Below are 16,665 nucleotides of genomic sequence, written 5' to 3' on the forward strand. Positions count from 1 at the left end.
AGTTCTTCCATGCATCCTCTGCCTCCTTTGCTGCTGTCAGTGAACGGGATTCTTTCCCGCAGTCTTCTGCCACTCTTCGCGCAGCACGCCCATGCGGATCGAATCGTAGTAGTCCCCATCGTAGTACCGCACTTGTCGAATGCGGCCTTCGAGCTTCATGTTCATTTTTTCTGCCACGCGCATCATGCGCTTGTTGCCGGACCATGTCGTGATTCCTGCACGGACGAGGGGAAGCGTCGCAAACAAGTGATCCAGCCAGAGCCGCAGCGCGATGGTGCCGACGCCCTGGTTCCATCTGCTGGATTCATGCAGGATGATGCCTGCCTCGAGCCAGTTCCGCTGCACGTCTTCATAATAATACGAGACCGTGCCCATGACGGTACCATCGACATCAATCACCCACGTATCCTCTCTGCCGATCCACGCCTCCGCGTTCTTCTGAAAAGCCGCCCAGGACATCGGCTCGTGGCGGAAGTAGGGCGCGTCCCATTTTTTCCATTCCGGGGCTTCCTCTTTGTAAATGAGCTCCCACAGTCTGTAAAGGTCTTTCTCTTCAATCGGTCTGATGGTTACTTCTGCCTGCTGATGCAATCGATCCTCTCCTTCGTCCTTCGTCTGATATTCTCCACTCGAACCAGCGCCCGTGCCCGTCCACGTTTCCAATGGTGTGTTCATGCCGCTGTCCGTCTACGTAATAATCCACATGCAGCAGCTTGTCCTGCATGTTGTTGTAAATATGACAGATGTCGCGCTCTGTGCCAAGCGACGCAATGAGGTGAAATAAATCTGCTTTCGCCTCCTCCGTCATCTGATTCGCCACGTGTGTATGAAAAACACAGAGGCAGTGTGTTTCTGGAATAGCAGCTGCTGTCTCGTGCAGTACCGAGACGGCGTCCCCTTCGATCAGATGCAGCTCGTGCGCTGCAGCGCAGGCGGCGGCCTGTTGAAACAGCTCCCTGCGGTCGTGGTGCTCCGGCCAGATCAACGCCGTCAGCCAATCTACATCTTCTTCCTTCGTCACATCCATGGTATGGAGATCGATGCCTGTACGCGAGGCCACAGGAGGCAGCTCACGAGGCAGGATGGGAAGTGCATCTCCCCGCACGTCTGCTTCAATATGGACTGGGGAATCTCGTTTCCCGCCTTCTCCACCGGGATAATAGGTGTACCGGTACTGATCCCAGAGCAGCTGCAGCCCGGCACTCGTGCCGATCTCCACCAGTGCGAGCGGCTTCTGTATCCGTTCATACACATAGCTGAATACGGGGAATAAGTACGAGCAGCGCCTGACTTCGTTCGTCTGCACTCTCTTTGTCTGCAGAAGCGTGATAAGGTTTTCACGGTAGTTCCTGCAGAAATCCTGAAAAAGGACGTATGCCTCCTCATAATCCTCTTCCGGCTGCTTCACAACACTCGGATAATGCCTGCGGAGCGGATGCGACGCGCCCTGCAGCAGCAGATAGTGCACCGCACCGAATAACAGGTTCGGCACCGGCTGGCCGGCCCCGGCGTGCGCGGCCAATTCCAGCAGCGGAGGATCGTCAGCTGTCTTTTCGGATAACGATGCATAGAGCGCGCTCGATCCGCGGCATTCGTTCTCCGCAAAGCGGCGGAACGCCTCGGATAACAGTTGATTGGACATAAGCAACCCCTTTTTTCGCAGTCAAGATTCCACCGGCCGCCCGGAGCGGTGTACTTCTTCCCCGGGAAGGATCCCCCCGAGAGCAGACTCCTCTGCTGAGGACTACCCTTTTCCTTGATCTTAACAAGATCCGACTTCATTAACAATATCTGTATGATTCTCTTGTTCATGCCGCAGCTGCTTCCGTCAAGCACGAGGAACGCCAAACTTCCGCTGGTGATGCACTTTTTTCTGGAAATTCATGATAAGCTGTAGGCAGTAAAGATATACACAATTGGGAGGGATTTCGATGAAAGGTTTTCGGTATGAAACCTATGATGCAACGGGCTTGGCCGCCTTGGTGCGGTCCAGAGAAGTCACGGAAAAAGAAGTGCTGCTGCAGGCCGTCACCCGCATAGAGGGAATGAATCCTGCGCTGAACGCCGTCATCGACAAGGCGTATGACACTGCGATGCAGACTGCGGAGCAGAACAATGCAGGCGGCCCTTTTACAGGGGTGCCCCTCCTGCTCAAAAACATCAATCAGGAATCGCAGGGACTGCTGGCATCTGAGGGATCCAAGGTACTCCATTCCTACCGTCCCAAAACAGATGCCACGTACACACGATTGCTCAAGCAGGCTGGGATGAACATCGTCGGGGTCACCAATGTACCGGAGTTTGCGCTTATGGCAGTTACGGAACCTGCCGCCTATGGCCCGACGAAAAATCCGTGGAATATCCACGTCACTCCCGGCGGTTCCAGCGGCGGATCGGCCGCCGCGGTCGCTTCGGGGATGGTGCCCATTGCCGGGGCCAATGACGGCGGCGGATCGATTCGCATCCCGGCAGCCTACTGCGGCTTGTTCGGCCTGAAGCCGACCCGTGGGCGAACGCCGATCGGTCCCGCCCGCGGACGCGCCTGGCAGGGAGCATCCGGAGACCACATTGTATCTAAAACGGTTCGCGACAGCGCGGCTGTTTTAGACCTGCTTGATGGAAAAGAGACGACCGGTGCATTCCGGGCCCCGAAGCAGGAAACCCGTTTTGCGGATATGCTTAAAAAGCCGGAACAAAACCCGCTGACGATCGCTTATTCGCTGGAGTCACCGATCGGCTCTGCCGTAGACGAGGAGTGTAAACAGGCGGTCCTCCGCACCGTGCGATGGCTGGAAGCGCAGGGCCACCACGTGGAAGAACAGGCTGCCCCGGTGGACGGGAAACGCATCGCAGCAAGCTACATGTCGCTGTATTACGGAGAAGTTGCCGCGAGGGTAAAGGAAATCGAATCGATGATCGGCAGAAAAGTGACGAGAAAGGACGTGGAGCCTGTCACCTGGCTGTTCGGCATGCTCGGGAAAGCCCTCTCTGCCGAAGCTTTTGTCCTGCAGCTCCGAACGTGGGACGAGGCAGCCATCCGCATGGCCGCCTTCCATGAGACGTATGACCTTTACCTCACGCCGACCACGGCGATGCTTCAGGCTCGGATCGGCGAGCTGCAGTTAAAGAAAATAGAAGAACTGCTGCTTCAGCTGGTCTCCATCACCAACGCCGGGAAGCCCCTCTTGAAATCCGATATGCTCGATCAGATGGTCATGCAGAGTCTGGAGAGAACACCATTCACGCAGCTGGCCAACCTGACCGGCCAGCCGGCGATGAGTGTCCCGCTGCACCAAACGGCTTCCGGCCTGCCGGTCGGTGTCCAGTTTCTTGCTGCAAGGGACCGGGAGGACGTGCTGTTCCAATTAGCCGCGGTACTCGAGCAGTCCGATCTGTGGGTGGATGTTCATCAAAATCCGTTTATGAAACTTTAACCTCTGGGTTGAAGTTTCTTTTTTTCGTAGGGGACGTTATCGTTCGCTGCTGATTTTCCTTCGCTTTCGTTAGAAGCCTGCTCAAGGGGATTAGGAATGTCGTGTGTTTATGGATAGAGACGGCGCCGGCGCCAGAGACGGCATCAGCGCCGAATGCCCGCTCGGCCTTCGTGAGTGTCCGCTGGCTGCTGCCGAACGTCCGAGCCGCCCTACGGAGTGTCCGCCCAGCTCCTGAAGCGCCGCTTTCCCTTTCCTAACGACTGCTCCAGATCGTCCAGCGACCGCCCGCAGCTGCGGAGTGTCCGAGCCGGCGGTGTGAACGTCCGAGCCGCGCCACGACCACATACACGATCAAACACGAAGCCCATGATTCCTTCGTTTCAGCGGCTGCTACGGCAGCCGTAAACCAGAAGGGCTTCAGGTAACGTATGGTTGATGGCTTCAAGGTGGGGATCCGATACAGGGGCGGCCTGCGTGGCGCAAAATCCGAAAACAGTTTCGAGATTGACAGCAGAAGTGGCTCAAAACGATCGCCAGGTGGCTCAAAAACAGCAACGTGGCGCAAAAATAGTTGGAAGTGACGCGCTGGCGGCGTCACACCGCCCGCTTACCAGGACGAAGAAGCCCAAAAATTCGCTGAAGTGACTCGCATTCGGCTTCAACCCGGCAAAAGCTTCGATGAGTTGGATTGTGCGGCTGCCCGTAGCAGCCGGGGAATGAAAAAGACGGGGCGGCCCAGCCGTACGACCGTACTTGCCGCCCGCTCTTTCCTTACGTCCGCCGGCGTCTGTCGAACGTCCGAGGCGCCGTCGCCCTGTATGAGAACCTATACATTGAAGATGGAAATGCCACAGCTCTTGGCATACTCAGCCTTAGCACCTCTTGAATTTTATGCTTTCTTTTCCTGTCACAAAAAACCGCCTCCCAAAGGGAGACGGTCAGATTCGTTTCTCTATTCCACTGTCACGGATTTCGCGAGGTTACGAGGCTTGTCCACATCGCAGCCGCGGTGCAGGGCTGCGTAGTACGAAATCAGCTGCATTGGCAGTACGCTTACGAGTGGAGTAAGGTACGGATGGATTTTTGGAATGACGATCGCGTCGTCTTCCTCTTCCATGCCTTCCATGCTGATAAAGCACGGGTTCGCGCCGCGTGCAACGACTTCCTTCATGTTGCCGCGGATGTTCAGGTTTACGTCCTTCTGCGTTGCGAGGCCGATCACCGGCGTGCCCTCTTCGATCAGGGCGATCGTGCCGTGCTTGAGCTCACCGCCGGCAAAGCCTTCCGCCTGAATGTAGGAGATTTCCTTCAGCTTCAGCGCGCCTTCCATGCAGACGTAATAGTCGATGGATCGGCCGATAAAGAAGGCGTTCCGGCTGACAGAAAGATACTCCTGTGCAGCTTCTTCCATGAGGTCTTTTTTCTCCGTGAAAATCTCCATCGCATTCGCGACGATCGCGAGCTCCTGGAGCGGGTTGAAATCAATTTCGACGCCGCGCGCCTGGGCTGCGTCCACAGCGAGAATGGCAAATACCGCCATCTGCGCCGTATACGCCTTCGTGGAAGCGACCGCAATCTCCGGACCGGCGTGCGTATGCAGCGTATAGTCTGCTTCACGCGACAGTGTTGATCCCGGTACGTTCGTGATCGTTAAGGATGGGTGGGCCATCTGCCGGACGTTCACGAGTACGCCGCGCAGGTCTGCGGTTTCTCCGCTTTGAGAAATGAAAATGAACAGCGGATTATCGCTCAGGAGCGGCATGTTGTAGAGAAATTCACTCGCAATATGCGTCTCCACCGGAATACCGGCAATTTTTTCGATCATTTCTTTCCCGACCAGGCCAGCGTGATAACTTGTACCAGCGGCAATGATATAGATGCGGTCGGCCTGGGTTACTGCTTGACGAACGTCTTCATCGAGCTTGATGCTCTCGTCGTCCGCTTTGTACTTCGAGATAATGTTACGCATCACAAACGGCTGCTCATCGATCTCTTTGAGCATGAAGTGTGGATACGTTCCCTTCTCGATATCGGTGGAGTCCAGCTCAGCGATGTAGCTGCCGCGGTCCACTTCGTCCCCGTTGAGCTTTTTGATCTGTGCCTGCTCGCGGGTGACAATCACGATCTCTTTATCTTCAATTTCCACGAATTCGTTCGTGACCTGCAGCATGGCCATCGCATCACTCGCGACGACGTTCACGCCATCTGCAAGTCCGATCAGAAGCGGGCTTTTATTCTTACCGACATAGATTGTTTCCTGATCCTGATTGTCGATGAGTGCTGTCGCATAGGAACCCTGCAGCTGGCTGAGGGTTTTACGGAACGCCTGCTCGGTGGTCAGCCCGTCTTTTGCAAAGCTATCCACCAGCTGCACAATGATCTCGGTATCCGTCTCCGACACCATGTTCACATGCGGCAGAAATTCGCGGCGGAGCTGTTCGTAGTTCTCGATGACGCCGTTGTGTACAATCGTATAGCGGGAAGTCGCACTCTGATGCGGGTGGGCATTTACCTGGCTCGGCGGTCCGTGCGTCGCCCAGCGCGTATGTCCGATCCCGACAACACTCTCTTCGGACGTGTCCACCACGTCACGGAGCGCTGCAATGCGGCCCTTCTCCTTATACACATGTACTCCTCGTTCGTTGGCAATCGCAATACCGGCAGAGTCGTAGCCCCGGTACTCGAGCTTTTCCAGTCCGCGCAGGAGAATCTCCTTCGCATCCGCAGTTCCAATATATCCGACAATTCCGCACATAATAGTGTCCTCCCTTGAACAAGGGCAGGTGTGCTTTTCAGGGCATTCCTGCCCCGCTCCGTCAATTTTAGTAGGTTGGTTGCATCTGTCAGCTGAAGTGCTTTTGTCCACCAGGTCACCCTGCTGTTTTGGCTCTTCATTGCGGCTGTGACAGGCAGCCGGGAGGCATCCGCCGATAACTCGATAACCTCCTCCTCGTCAACTGCCTACTCCGGCAGTTCAGGCGCTTTGGGTTTTCCTTTTTATGGACCGCGGTCCTCCTTCCACACATAAGAATAGAATCATTCTACTACATCTTTTCCAGTCAGGTCAATGTGGTGCCGGTAAAAGCTTAGGATGCTGTTTCCTTTATCCTTCATTCTGTTTCTCGACCCAACCTTTACAGGTGCTATGTTCTCCTGCGCTGTATTGGTCGCTCTTCTCTGCTGAATGTTACAGGAGAGATTATGAAAAATTGAAGAAATACCTTCCCGCGGTTCCTTTCTCCGGAAAAAAGCCAGGCTTCCCTGGAACCTTACGGGAGACATACAGCGGCGGAATCCATCGTACGTCCTGCGGGCCGTTGTGACTATCTTGAATTAAACGCTTATTTCCAACAGATTCGGGTATAGAAGCAGGAACGGCCAGATCGGACAGGAAGGAGTGCTGCTGTTGGATACGCTCCGAGCACGCTACCGTATGCATTCAACGATCATGGCAGTATCCATTCCGATTGCCGTCATTCTCGGACTGGACCCCTGGATTTTCATGTTTACGACCGGCTTCATTCCCACGATTTCCATCCTGATTCTGCCGATTTTTCTGGCATTGGCTATCTTTTCCGGGTTTCATGCCGTTCAACGGAAAAAGGAAATGCATCAAAAAGAGGCCGAAGGAGATTCTTCCTCCTGAAGCTGCCGATTCAGGACCAGCAGACAGGACCGGCTCTGCTGCTGGCGGATAACTGGGGAAGCCGTCGTCTTCTATACTGCCCCTTCTCCAAAGCGCGTACCCTTCCACGGGGCACGCGCTTTTTTTGAAATATAAGAATGAAGACGTTCTCATACAGGGTGACGGCGGCTCTGTCAGCTGCTCGGGAAGCATGAAGAACCTATGCTTCCCTCTAAAGAACCAGCAGCGACGACGCACGCCGTTCCGAACAAAAGGCGCTGCGCGCTTTTTTGCCCTGGGTTCTATGTTCCGCGGTAGGCATCGTACCAGTGATATGGCTGCAGCTCCCTGAGCGTTTTGAAAACGAGCGCATTTTCCGGATTCGTGACGGCTGCCTGAACGTCTTCTCCCCAGTAGAAAAGTCGCTCCTGACAGACGCCGCACGGAGTGAGGATCACCATCGGAGCCTCGGGTTCTTCCCGTGCCAGGCAGAGTGAATGCGTCACACGCGTGTCGAGCTTGTGCGCTTCCAGAAACGCGCCGGTTTCGATGCAGAGCTCGGTCGAAGCATTTAACACGTCCGGCGCCACGCTAGTGATGAGGTTCCCATCTTCCGTATACACCGCTGCTGCCCCACCCCAGCCGGATGGGTATCGCTGCTCGATTAACGCGGCAGCGGCGTCATACAGCTGTTGTTCGATCGTCATGTTCGATTCCCCCTCTTTCCTCATGGATCGTATCGTGCTGACGCCGCTCCTTTCTGCTATGCTGAAGCTAGTAGATGTTGGAGAGGAGGTTACCTTGTTGGATATTCTGCTAGGAGTCTGTTTTTTCCTGCTTGGCTCGTTTCTTGTCAAAGCCCCAAATACGCCTGCAGGCATGCTCAGCCCGAACCGGGAGGACGGCCCTCCCCGCGGCCTGATTCTATTCTTTAAAACTGTCGGTTATTTCATTTTATTTCTCAGCGGTGTCTATATTGCGAGCGGCGTCATGGCGCTGCTGTAAGTGTATCATACGTTTATCCCCGGAGAGGATGTTTCTCCCGGGAGCAAAGGAGATGCAGTATGCTCGGTTACTACAACCGCCTATCCGCAGAAGTATATGACCTGGACAAGTATATCGGCCGCTCCTTCGGTGATGTCGAGTTCTACACGCAACGGCTCGCTTCCTGTACGGGCCCCATTTTGGAACCAGGTGTGGGCAATGGCCGCATGTTGATTCCACTCCTTGAACAAGGCCATGAGGTCGACGGCTTCGACCTTTCCCCGGACATGCTGCGCCTCTGCCGCCACCACTGCAGCGAACGAGGGTTCCAGCCTCATGTATGGGAAGGAAACATGGCCTCGATCGATTTGAACCAATCGTACGAGGCCGTCATCGTGCCGGCTGGGACGTTCCTTTTGCTGCATGAGCGCAGGACGTCGATCGCGGCGCTGCAGCAGTTCCATCACCACCTGCAGCCCGGAGGACGACTGCTCGTGGACACGTTCCTTCAGCCGGGCCACACACGGAACGAACCAGTCACAAGCACGTGGGAAGCGGAAGACGGCTCGGTCATCACGCTGGAAGCGAAGACGACGGACATCGATGCTGTTCATCAGTACACCATTTCGCATCACCGCTACGAAAAATGGAAGCAGGGCCGGCTCGTCCAGACAGAACTGGAGCGGTTTCCCCTCCGCTGGTACGGCGTGGAAGAATTCAGTCTCCTGCTCGAACAGGTCGGCTTCACGGACATCACGATTTCCGCCGATTACCAAAACGGAACGTATCCCGTCGACGCCGGCAGTGTCATCACATATGAAGCCGTCGTTCGAAAGTAGAGGGACGGCTTTCCGGAGAACATCGGATCGTCGCCAGTCTTCTGGCGGAAAAGCTGTCGGAATGCCTTCCGTCAGCTTTTTTCCTATTCTTTATCGTAAAAAGGGGAAACCCTTCGAAGAGCCCGGCGCAGCAGGTACAGCGCCCTATCTCGATGCGTATGTCACCCTTTGACGATTACGCTCCTCAACACGGTGTGACCGCCTGGCACCGATGAGTGACTGCTCTGCCACACCGAACGTCCGCTGCGTCCGGCCGAGTGACCGCCCAGCGCCGGTATGACCGCTTGTCCGCTTCTAGCGACTGCCCGCTGCCGCCTTGCGACCGCCCACCGCCGCTCTGCGTCCGAGCCGGCGCCGCGAGTGACCGCCCAGCACCAAAAGAATACCACGCCGAAAAACCTCCAGCCCACCATCCACCTCGTTTCCGCGGCTGCCCCGGCAGCCGTAGACCAAAAGGGCTTGGGTGACTGGAGGGATTTTGGTTTTTTCCATCTGCTGTTCTTCGTCGAATGACCGAGCCGCCTTTCGCTGAGTCCGCGGAGCGCTGTCGTACGTCTGCTGTGGTTCGTCGAGCGTCCGCCCAGCACCCGAATGGCCGCTGAGCCTGGCGTAGCGACTGCTTTGACCGACCGTGCGTCCACCCACGGCTGCGCTGCGTCCGAGCGGCCTGCCGATGCGTCTGCTCCTTCACGTAACGAGACCCATACACCCAGCATCTCCGCAGCCTGGGTCTTCAACATGCACTTCTTTCCTAGACAGAAAAAAAGCAGCCAGGAGTTATCCTGACTGCTGTTCGTTATGCCGGCGGGATTGTTCCCGGTGGCGCTTTTCCAGGACGAGCAGCTTCCGCTCAAGGCTGCTGCGCAGCGCTTCCTGGTCTGCTTCCGGATCGCGCCGATCGGAGACGGTTTCCGTGTGGGCTGTTTCTTCCGCAGAAGGCGTCTCCTGCAGCGATTCAGCGCCGCTGCGAAGCTGGCTCATCTCTCTGCGGATGCGTGCCGTTTCACTGCGGCGTTCCAGCTCCTGTTCTTCAAGGGACCGGCGCCGCATGTCGTGCTGCAGCTGCTGATAGTCGGCTTCCAGTTCCCGGATCTGTTCATCCGCCTCATCTGCCAGCCGCTTCAACAGCGCAGCCTCCTGCTCAAAGGCAGTGGCATCCTGCACGGCATAATCGGCCAGCTCCGGCTCCTCTTCTTCCTGTGCCAGCAGTGCCTGTTCCCGGCGTGATGCCGCTTTGTCTGCTGCCTCCTGCTGGTGAATCCGGAGCCGGTCGGCGGCCCGCTGCTGTTCGTCGAGGCGCTCCCGCAGCTCCTCCAGACTGACGCCTTCCCCTTCAGCGGAGGGAGTTTCCTGCAGATCCGAAGGACGGGAGGACTGCTGCCGCATCTCGCGCTTCTTCCCGCGCAGTTGGACCAAATCCTCTCTCACCGTGTCCGAAAATCGGGTGCTGAGCGAAGATCCATCGGCTGAGGGGCTCCAGCTGCGAAACATGACATAGAGGAAGTAGACAGCGGCGATGCCGACGAGAGCTTCGGTGTTGGCGGCGAGCATCAAGATGAGGAAAACGCCGACGACGCCCCAGAGGATGCGGGATCCGGTGGAGTCAGCTGCGGCCCACTGCTTGATGACAAGCCAGAAAAGCCAGAGGAACAAACCGAACATCACGATGGATAAAATACTGCCGAGGGCGATCATCAGGGCAAGGACGACGGCGGCGGCTGCGAGAATTTTCACGGGTAACGCCTCCCTTCTACCTGTATCTTACCGCAGTCGATGCGAAAAAGAAATATCCGGCGTCCCGTCCCCCGTCTTTTTCGCAACGTATCCTGGAAGCCTTCCGCCGGGTCGTAACAAAAGAGAGGCGCGCCTTTTGATCGGAGCGGCGTGCGGCTGCGCTGTCACTCTGTATGAGCACGTATAATTTCTTATACTTCAAAAAAAGCTGCCCGGTCGTCTGAATCAGACGCCGGACAGCCGTTCCGTTTCTATTCGAGAGAGCCGAGCTCCTGTTTGACGATGTCCACGACTTTGTACACGTACGTGTCACAGACATCTTCCGATGGAGCTTCTGCCATGACACGCACGAGCGGCTCCGTTCCGGAAGGACGGACGAGGATACGGCCTTCTCCCTGCATTTCCTGTTCGACCGCGCGGATCTCGTCGGCGATCACGACGCTGTTGTGCAGCTGATGCTTATCCTGCACGCGGACGTTGATCAACTTCTGCGGGTACTTCGGCATTTCCGCTGCCAGTTCAGACAGCTTCCGGCCGGTCTGCTTGAGAATCTGCGTCAGCTGCAGGGCAGACAGAAGCCCGTCTCCTGTGGTCGCATAGTCCAGGAAGATCAAGTGGCCGGACTGTTCGCCGCCGAGGCTGTAGCCGTTCTCCCGCATTTCTTCCATGACGTAGCGGTCTCCGACAGCCGTCTGCTGGGTTTCGATCCCCTCGCGTTCAAGTGCTTTGTACAGGCCGAGGTTGCTCATGACCGTTGTGACAAGCGTGTTGTCCTTGAGACGTCCACGTGAGTTCAAGTACTTGGCACAGATGAACATGATTTTATCGCCGTCCACGATGTCCCCATTCTCATCCACGGCAATCAGACGGTCGGCATCGCCATCGAAGGCCAATCCAATATCCGCCTTCTTGTCTTTCACCAGCTCGACGAGCGCTTCTGGGTGGGTGGAGCCGACTTGATCGTTGATGTTCTTTCCATCCGGAGAAGCACCGATGCAAAAAATATCCTCTGCTTCGAGATCTGCAAACAGGTGATTCGCCAGCGGGGATGCGGCGCCGTGTGCACAGTCGAGGGCAATACGAAGCCCTTCAAAGTTTGTATCAATTGTCTGCTTCAAGTAGCGGAGGTATTTCTGGCCGCCTTCGAAGTAGTCACTCACATTGCCGAGTTCGCCACCGGTTGGACGCGGCAGATCATCTTCCATGTCATCTTCCTTGTGCAGCAGCGCTTCGATCTCATTTTCCTGCGCATCGATCAGTTTAAAGCCGTCGGAACCGAAAAACTTGATCCCGTTGTCCGCCACTGGATTGTGCGAAGCGGAGATCATCACGCCGGCATCCGCGTTCAATGCTTTCGTTAAATAGGCTACCCCCGGAGTCGAAATCACGCCGAGACGCATGACTTCCGCCCCCATGGAGAGAAGACCTGCGACAAGCGCGCTTTCCAGCATCGGACCGGATATCCGTGTATCCCGTCCAATTAAAATTTTCGGGTTGCTTGTTTCTTTGGTCAGTACATAACCGCCGAAGCGGCCGAGTTTAAAAGCGAGTTCGGGTGTCAGCTCCTTGTTGGCTACACCGCGTACACCGTCCGTTCCAAAAAAAGTTCCCATCGAAAGTTACGCTCCTTCATCTAAGTATCGTCCTGTTCCCTATCTATCGCCTCGTCCTCGCCTTCATCCGGCTGCTGCTCTGCAATACCGGCTTCCGGAACGTCGTCCGCTTCCTCTTCTTCTTCGACGACCGAGGTGCTGTTCTCATTTTCTTCATTTCCGTTTTCTTCGTTATTGTCGTTATTCTCGTTGTTCTCCTCGTTCTCGTTCTCTTCATTGATGTCTTCTTCCGGTTCCTCGTTCGTTTCTACCGCGGCATCTTCCCCTCCGCTGAGAACGACGCTGATGTCGGATCCCTGCTGTGGAAGACGAATATTCTGTGGTCCGTTCAATTCCAGCGGCACATTGTGCGCCCCTTCGGACAGACCTCCCAAATCGACGACAGCCTCAAAATCCTCCCGGCTGACGCGGTCGAGTTCATTGATGCTCGCCTGAGCAATCAGCGTGAAGGTACCGTTCTCATTCGTCGGAAAATCGACTTCCATTCCGTCCGGAACGTTTTGAGCCTCAATCGGAAAGTCGACGAACTCCCGGTCCTCTTCGGCAGTTGTATCCACGTTGACCGTGACAGTGTCCGGTTCGACCCGTTCCGCCCCTTCCGGCAGCGGAACCTCTGCTTCAAACGAACTGTCGCCGTTCACTTGGCCCAGATCCACATCATCAATATCGATGAACGAGATCTCATTAAGCACTTCTACCGGCCCGAAGACGGTAACCATCTCCGGGTCGGTGCTGATGCCATTGAGTGCCATGCCTTGATTGAGTTCTCCGCTCCGGCCGACCCGGACGGGCACTTCGATGTTCGGGCTCGTAATAGGAACCGTCACATCGACAGCCGGCGGATCTGCAGTAACATCAATCTCGTTGCCTGTTTCATCCAAGAGATCGACCGAAGCGGACGTACTGATGTTGTCTTCAGCGCCGCCGACATCCACGACGACCCGGGCCGTGCTGATCTGATCGATCACGCCAGAAGCCCCGGTAACGTCAATGGAGGCTGGTTCGACGAGCGGTTCTCCCGGCACATAGCCCTCTGCCACATCGTCTTCATTCACGAGCTCCACCTCTACCGGAAAAGAGGAAGTGACCCGCTCCTGCAGCGTGACGCTGACCGTCATCGGTACAATCGAGACGCGCAGATCTGTCGGAAAACCGGCGTGTTCAATACGTTCATAGTGCGTGCCGGCTTCGGCATCCTCCAGGTCGATGAACACTTCCTGCTGCCCCTGTGTAATCTGAGATACGGTCAGCACGTTCTGCGGTCCGCGCATCGTCACCTGAACGGTTTCCGGCGCTTCGGTCAGGACATAATTATCTTCATCGTAATACACGTTCAGCGGCACATCTTCCTCTACGCGCTCCCCGTCCGTAATCCCGGGAAGGCCGCCGCCTGCCTGGTTGATCTGCTGGTTTTCCATGTTGACCATCAAAAACAGCATCACAGCAATCGCGACGGACGACAGCTTGATAAACCAGCTTTTATTAAATAATTTATCCATTCTTCCGACCTCCCAGCTGCCAGAGGGACCCGGTTCCACCACTGTCTTTTTTCAGCAGTTCTTCCTCGAGCATGTTCCGAAGGCCGTCTGCTTCCAGATTCCGGTGTATCTCTCCATTTTTCGTAATGGAAATACCGCCTGTTTCTTCGGATACAGCAATGGTGATCGAATCCGTCACTTCACTGACGCCGAGCGCAGCCCGGTGTCTCGTACCAAGCTCTTTTGAAATGAAAGGATTCTCCGACAGAGGCAGATAACAGCCTGCTGCGGTGATTTCGTTATTTTTGATGATGACCGCACCATCGTGCAGCGGCGCATTCGGGATGAAAATGTTGATCAGCAGCTCCGATGTCAGCCGCGCATGCATCGGGGTGCCGGTTTCGATATAGTCGTTCATTCCTGTTTCCCTCTCGAGGGAAATCAGTGCCCCGATCCGGCGTTTCCCCATGTACTGGGCCGCAGTAATAATTTGTTCGATCGACCTTTTCGCTTCTTCTTCCTCCGCGCTCGTGCTGGATTGGAAAAAACGTCCCCGGCCGAGCTGCTCCAGGGCACGCCGCAGCTCCGGCTGGAAGATGATTATAATCGCGAGCAGCCCGTATGTGACCGCCTGCTGCATGATCCACTGTAATGTATTCAGACCGAGCCATCCGCTGGCAAACCAGACTCCCAGGATGACCGTAATCCCTTTAACCAGCTGGACGGCCCGTGTTCCGCGGATGATCATGATCAATTTATATATAACAAACGCAACCAGCGAGATGTCCACGATGATTGCAAGTAATTCCAGTAAAGTTAAATCATCCCACATCATGATGAGGAGCCTCCAACACAGTATTTTCCTCTTTCTTTATTCACAACGACTTCATTATATCATACCCGGCACACGAAATTAGTGGGTTCTCGTGGGATTTCTCCGAGATTCGTGAGAAAGTCTCACGACAGCGGCGGCCTGCGGCTGACAAAACAGAAAGAAGCCGCCTCCCATTCCTTTGGAGACGACTCCCTGGGTCTGGATACCCGTTTCCTTACTCCTCATCGCTGCCGGACGGAATCAGGTCGGCAGTGAAGCTCCGTACCTGAAACCAGATCTGCTCCAGCGCATCGTTGATCTCTTCGATCTCTCCGGCTGCACCGGAAGCGGATGCCTGCAGATGCTGACCGTTGACGACCGTTACGGTGCCGGTGACCTCTCCATTGATTTCAATGTCTCCATTGCGGATCGTTAAATCGCCATCAACGGTGCTGCCTTCGGGTATGATGACGAGGTTCTGTTCCCGGTCAAGCAGGAACTGCCCCTCTCCTTCGACGACCATCTCCTGGCCGTCTCCCATCCCGCCGGCCATGCTCATCACGAAAACGAGCAGGAAGGCGGCAGCGGCTACAATCAACGGGTTCCGCCGGATGCGGTGTTTCCATTTCGTCCGCGCCGGCTGCTCCGGGAGCCGGTTCATCACGCCTTCGGTAAAATGCCTTGGTGCCTCGAAATGGGACGCGCTCTGGATAATAGCAACAGACCGCTTTAGTTCCTGCAGATGCTGCTCGCAGCTTTCGCACTCATAGATGTGTGCTTCCAGCTGCTTCGCTTCGAGCAGCGTCAGCTCTTCATCCAGGTACGCGTCGAGCAGCTCCCTTTTTTCCTGGGTACAGGCCATGATCCCATCTCTCCTTTCTCCTGTTAGTTCAACCGTTTACGAAGCGCTTCCCGCCCCCGGTGTATACGTGTTTTCACGGTTGCTTCCGGCAGGTGCAGGATCTCGCTGATTTCTTTAATAGACAGGTCTTCCAAGTATTTGAGAATCACCGCCGAACGGTACTTCGGAGGAAGACGCATGATCTCCTCCTGAATCCACTGCTGCATTTCCAGCTTGACGATCTGATCCTCCGGCAGTTCGACATCGTCGGCGAACTGCGAATGGTAATCCAGATTTTCCGTGCCTGACACACGATCTTCCAGATGAAAGTCAGGCTTCTTCTTGCGGATCCGGTCAATCGTCAGATTCGTTGTGATCCGGTAGATCCACGTAGAAAATTTCCGCTCCTCATCGTACGATTCAATATTCATATAGGCCCGCAGGAACGCTTCCTGCGCAATATCCTGAGCTTCATGGGTGTTGCCGATCATCCGGTAGGAAACATGATACACTTTATCTTTATAGAGCTCGACCAGCTCCGAAAAAGCTTCCTGGTTCCCCTTTTTCACCTCTCGGACAATTTTTTTCACCACGATATCCATTATGAACCCCCCGCCGGATGCGGTTATTATAGTCATACGTTATTCATGCCGTCCCGGTTTCACTTGCCCTCATTTTATTTTATCACTTCGATTGTGAAAAAACACCATGACACCAGATAACATATTTACTATTTTTTGGTTTGTTCAGAATAGGCCATCCGAGGACCAGCAGCGCAGAGCGCCTTTTGACTGGATCGGCGGACGAACGGTCAGATGCCGTTTTTCGTCTTGGCAGGCGTGGCTCAACCCGCGGAACGGACCGTCACAAAACGGCCGCCGCGTGGCGTGTTTCGGTCGTCCACCGGCTCCATTTCAAGCCGGCGGCTCCTTTTTTCTTCAGGGCGTCCCACCTGCGTCCAGTACCCGCCCGTTTCAGGCAGGCGGGCGTCTTCTTTTTTCCGTAAAGCGACCCGCTTTCCGGCGCTGCCATCTTCGGCAGCGTACCTCCTGCCTGCGAGAACAAAAGTGCGGAGAGCTTTTGTTCGGAACGGCGTGCGGCGTCACTGCAGGTTCTTTGAGGGAAGCATCGGTTCTTATGCTTCCCGAGCAGCTGACTTATACGATGAAAAAACACTCCAGACGGAAGTCACGCGTCCAGAGTGCTTAGGTATGTATGGTGGAGCCTAGCGGGATCGAACCGCTGACCTCCTGCGTGCAAAGCAGGCGCTCTCCCAGCTGAGCTAAGGCCCCTTTCGCGGGAT

15 protein-coding genes and 1 tRNA gene are annotated in these 16,665 nt (G+C 55.6%); 4 read left to right on the top strand and 12 right to left on the bottom strand.

The window, feature by feature from the left end:
* Positions 1–36 precede the first annotated feature (36 nt).
* Positions 37–591, bottom strand: a complete 555-nt coding sequence (locus tag G477_RS0114070) for a GNAT family N-acetyltransferase (RefSeq protein ID WP_026698484.1) — start codon at positions 589–591, stop codon at positions 37–39.
* Complete coding sequence (locus tag G477_RS19730; protein ID WP_051288049.1) at positions 554–1,642, bottom strand: DUF2332 domain-containing protein; 1,089 nt, start codon at positions 1,640–1,642, stop codon at positions 554–556. The genes G477_RS0114070 and G477_RS19730 overlap by 38 nt, the downstream gene beginning before the upstream one ends.
* A gap of 289 nt (positions 1,643–1,931) precedes the next feature.
* Here G477_RS19730 and G477_RS0114085 point away from each other — a divergent pair, with 289 nt between their 5' ends.
* Positions 1,932–3,434 carry an amidase family protein gene (locus tag G477_RS0114085; RefSeq protein ID WP_026698485.1) on the top strand — a complete coding sequence of 501 codons (1,503 nt, stop codon included), beginning with the start codon at positions 1,932–1,934 and terminating at the stop codon, positions 3,432–3,434.
* Between the two features lie 952 nt (positions 3,435–4,386).
* On the opposite strand, the gene glmS is transcribed toward G477_RS0114085, so the two are convergent.
* Positions 4,387–6,189, bottom strand: coding sequence for a glutamine--fructose-6-phosphate transaminase (isomerizing) (glmS, locus tag G477_RS0114090; RefSeq protein ID WP_026698486.1), 1,803 nt, complete (start codon positions 6,187–6,189; stop codon positions 4,387–4,389).
* Positions 6,190–6,840: 651 nt separating this feature from the next.
* Between glmS and G477_RS0114095 the strand changes: the two genes are divergently transcribed.
* Positions 6,841–7,080, top strand: coding sequence for a hypothetical protein (locus tag G477_RS0114095; RefSeq protein WP_026698487.1), 240 nt, complete (start codon positions 6,841–6,843; stop codon positions 7,078–7,080).
* A 281-nt stretch (positions 7,081–7,361) separates the two neighbouring features.
* Here the strand turns inward: G477_RS0114095 and G477_RS0114100 are convergent, their stop codons facing one another.
* Positions 7,362–7,766, bottom strand: a complete 405-nt coding sequence (locus G477_RS0114100) for a cytidine deaminase (RefSeq protein ID WP_026698488.1) — start codon at positions 7,764–7,766, stop codon at positions 7,362–7,364.
* A gap of 97 nt (positions 7,767–7,863) precedes the next feature.
* On the opposite strand from G477_RS0114100, the gene G477_RS0114105 reads away from it, so the two are divergent.
* Together G477_RS0114105 and G477_RS0114110 are read left to right on the top strand one after the other, a co-directional pair.
* Complete coding sequence (locus G477_RS0114105) at positions 7,864–8,064, top strand: hypothetical protein (RefSeq protein WP_026698489.1); 201 nt, start codon at positions 7,864–7,866, stop codon at positions 8,062–8,064.
* A gap of 59 nt (positions 8,065–8,123) precedes the next feature.
* Positions 8,124–8,882, top strand: a complete 759-nt coding sequence (locus G477_RS0114110; RefSeq protein ID WP_026698490.1) for a class I SAM-dependent methyltransferase — start codon at positions 8,124–8,126, stop codon at positions 8,880–8,882.
* 161 nt (positions 8,883–9,043) lie between these two features.
* Here G477_RS0114110 and G477_RS0114115 read toward each other — a convergent pair whose 3' ends face one another.
* The 8 genes from G477_RS0114115 to G477_RS0114155 all read right to left on the bottom strand — a co-directional run bounded on the left by G477_RS0114115 (position 9,044) and on the right by G477_RS0114155 (position 16,654).
* The gene (locus G477_RS0114115) at positions 9,044–9,622 is read right to left on the bottom strand and encodes a hypothetical protein (RefSeq protein ID WP_026698491.1); all 579 of its coding nucleotides are present in this window, start codon (positions 9,620–9,622) and stop codon (positions 9,044–9,046) included.
* Positions 9,623–9,659: 37 nt separating this feature from the next.
* Complete coding sequence (locus tag G477_RS20605) at positions 9,660–10,616, bottom strand: lmo0954 family membrane protein (protein ID WP_051288052.1); 957 nt, start codon at positions 10,614–10,616, stop codon at positions 9,660–9,662.
* 251 nt (positions 10,617–10,867) lie between these two features.
* Positions 10,868–12,229 (bottom strand): phosphoglucosamine mutase, encoded by a 1,362-nt coding sequence (gene glmM, locus G477_RS0114125; RefSeq protein ID WP_026698492.1) that lies wholly within the window; start codon positions 12,227–12,229, stop codon positions 10,868–10,870.
* Between the two features lie 20 nt (positions 12,230–12,249).
* Complete coding sequence (locus G477_RS19740) at positions 12,250–13,728, bottom strand: CdaR family protein (RefSeq protein WP_084406270.1); 1,479 nt, start codon at positions 13,726–13,728, stop codon at positions 12,250–12,252.
* A complete protein-coding gene (cdaA, locus tag G477_RS0114135; protein WP_415783297.1) occupies positions 13,721–14,539 on the bottom strand; it encodes a diadenylate cyclase CdaA in 819 nt (272 codons plus the stop codon). The genes G477_RS19740 and cdaA overlap by 8 nt, the downstream gene beginning before the upstream one ends.
* Positions 14,540–14,756: 217 nt before the next feature.
* Positions 14,757–15,383 (bottom strand): zf-HC2 domain-containing protein, encoded by a 627-nt coding sequence (locus tag G477_RS0114140; protein WP_026698494.1) that lies wholly within the window; start codon positions 15,381–15,383, stop codon positions 14,757–14,759.
* 23 nt (positions 15,384–15,406) lie between these two features.
* Positions 15,407–15,964 (bottom strand): RNA polymerase sigma factor SigW, encoded by a 558-nt coding sequence (gene sigW / locus G477_RS0114145; protein ID WP_026698495.1) that lies wholly within the window; start codon positions 15,962–15,964, stop codon positions 15,407–15,409.
* Positions 15,965–16,578: 614 nt separating this feature from the next.
* Positions 16,579–16,654 (bottom strand) — tRNA-Ala (locus G477_RS0114155).
* Positions 16,655–16,665 lie beyond the last annotated feature (11 nt).

The organism is Alkalicoccus chagannorensis DSM 18086, assembly GCF_000429725.1.
GTDB lineage: Bacteria > Bacillota > Bacilli > Bacillales > Salisediminibacteriaceae > Alkalicoccus > Alkalicoccus chagannorensis.

Bases quoted from the DNA above. Each gene is read 5' to 3' on its own strand.
- G477_RS0114110 (WP_026698490.1), top strand. From the start codon at position 8,124: ATGCTCGGTTACTACAACCGCCTATCCGCAGAAGTATATGACCTGGAC.
- cdaA (WP_415783297.1), bottom strand. From the start codon at position 14,539: ATGTGGGATGATTTAACTTTACTGGAATTACTTGCAATCATCGTGGAC.
- G477_RS0114100 (WP_026698488.1), bottom strand. From the start codon at position 7,766: ATGACGATCGAACAACAGCTGTATGACGCCGCTGCCGCGTTAATCGAG.
- glmS (WP_026698486.1), bottom strand. From the start codon at position 6,189: ATGTGCGGAATTGTCGGATATATTGGAACTGCGGATGCGAAGGAGATT.
- sigW (WP_026698495.1), bottom strand. From the start codon at position 15,964: ATGGATATCGTGGTGAAAAAAATTGTCCGAGAGGTGAAAAAGGGGAAC.
- G477_RS0114115 (WP_026698491.1), bottom strand. From the start codon at position 9,622: ATGTTGAAGACCCAGGCTGCGGAGATGCTGGGTGTATGGGTCTCGTTA.
- G477_RS0114085 (WP_026698485.1), top strand. From the start codon at position 1,932: ATGAAAGGTTTTCGGTATGAAACCTATGATGCAACGGGCTTGGCCGCC.
- glmM (WP_026698492.1), bottom strand. From the start codon at position 12,229: ATGGGAACTTTTTTTGGAACGGACGGTGTACGCGGTGTAGCCAACAAG.
- G477_RS19730 (WP_051288049.1), bottom strand. From the start codon at position 1,642: ATGTCCAATCAACTGTTATCCGAGGCGTTCCGCCGCTTTGCGGAGAAC.
- G477_RS19740 (WP_084406270.1), bottom strand. From the start codon at position 13,728: ATGGATAAATTATTTAATAAAAGCTGGTTTATCAAGCTGTCGTCCGTC.
- G477_RS0114140 (WP_026698494.1), bottom strand. From the start codon at position 15,383: ATGGCCTGTACCCAGGAAAAAAGGGAGCTGCTCGACGCGTACCTGGAT.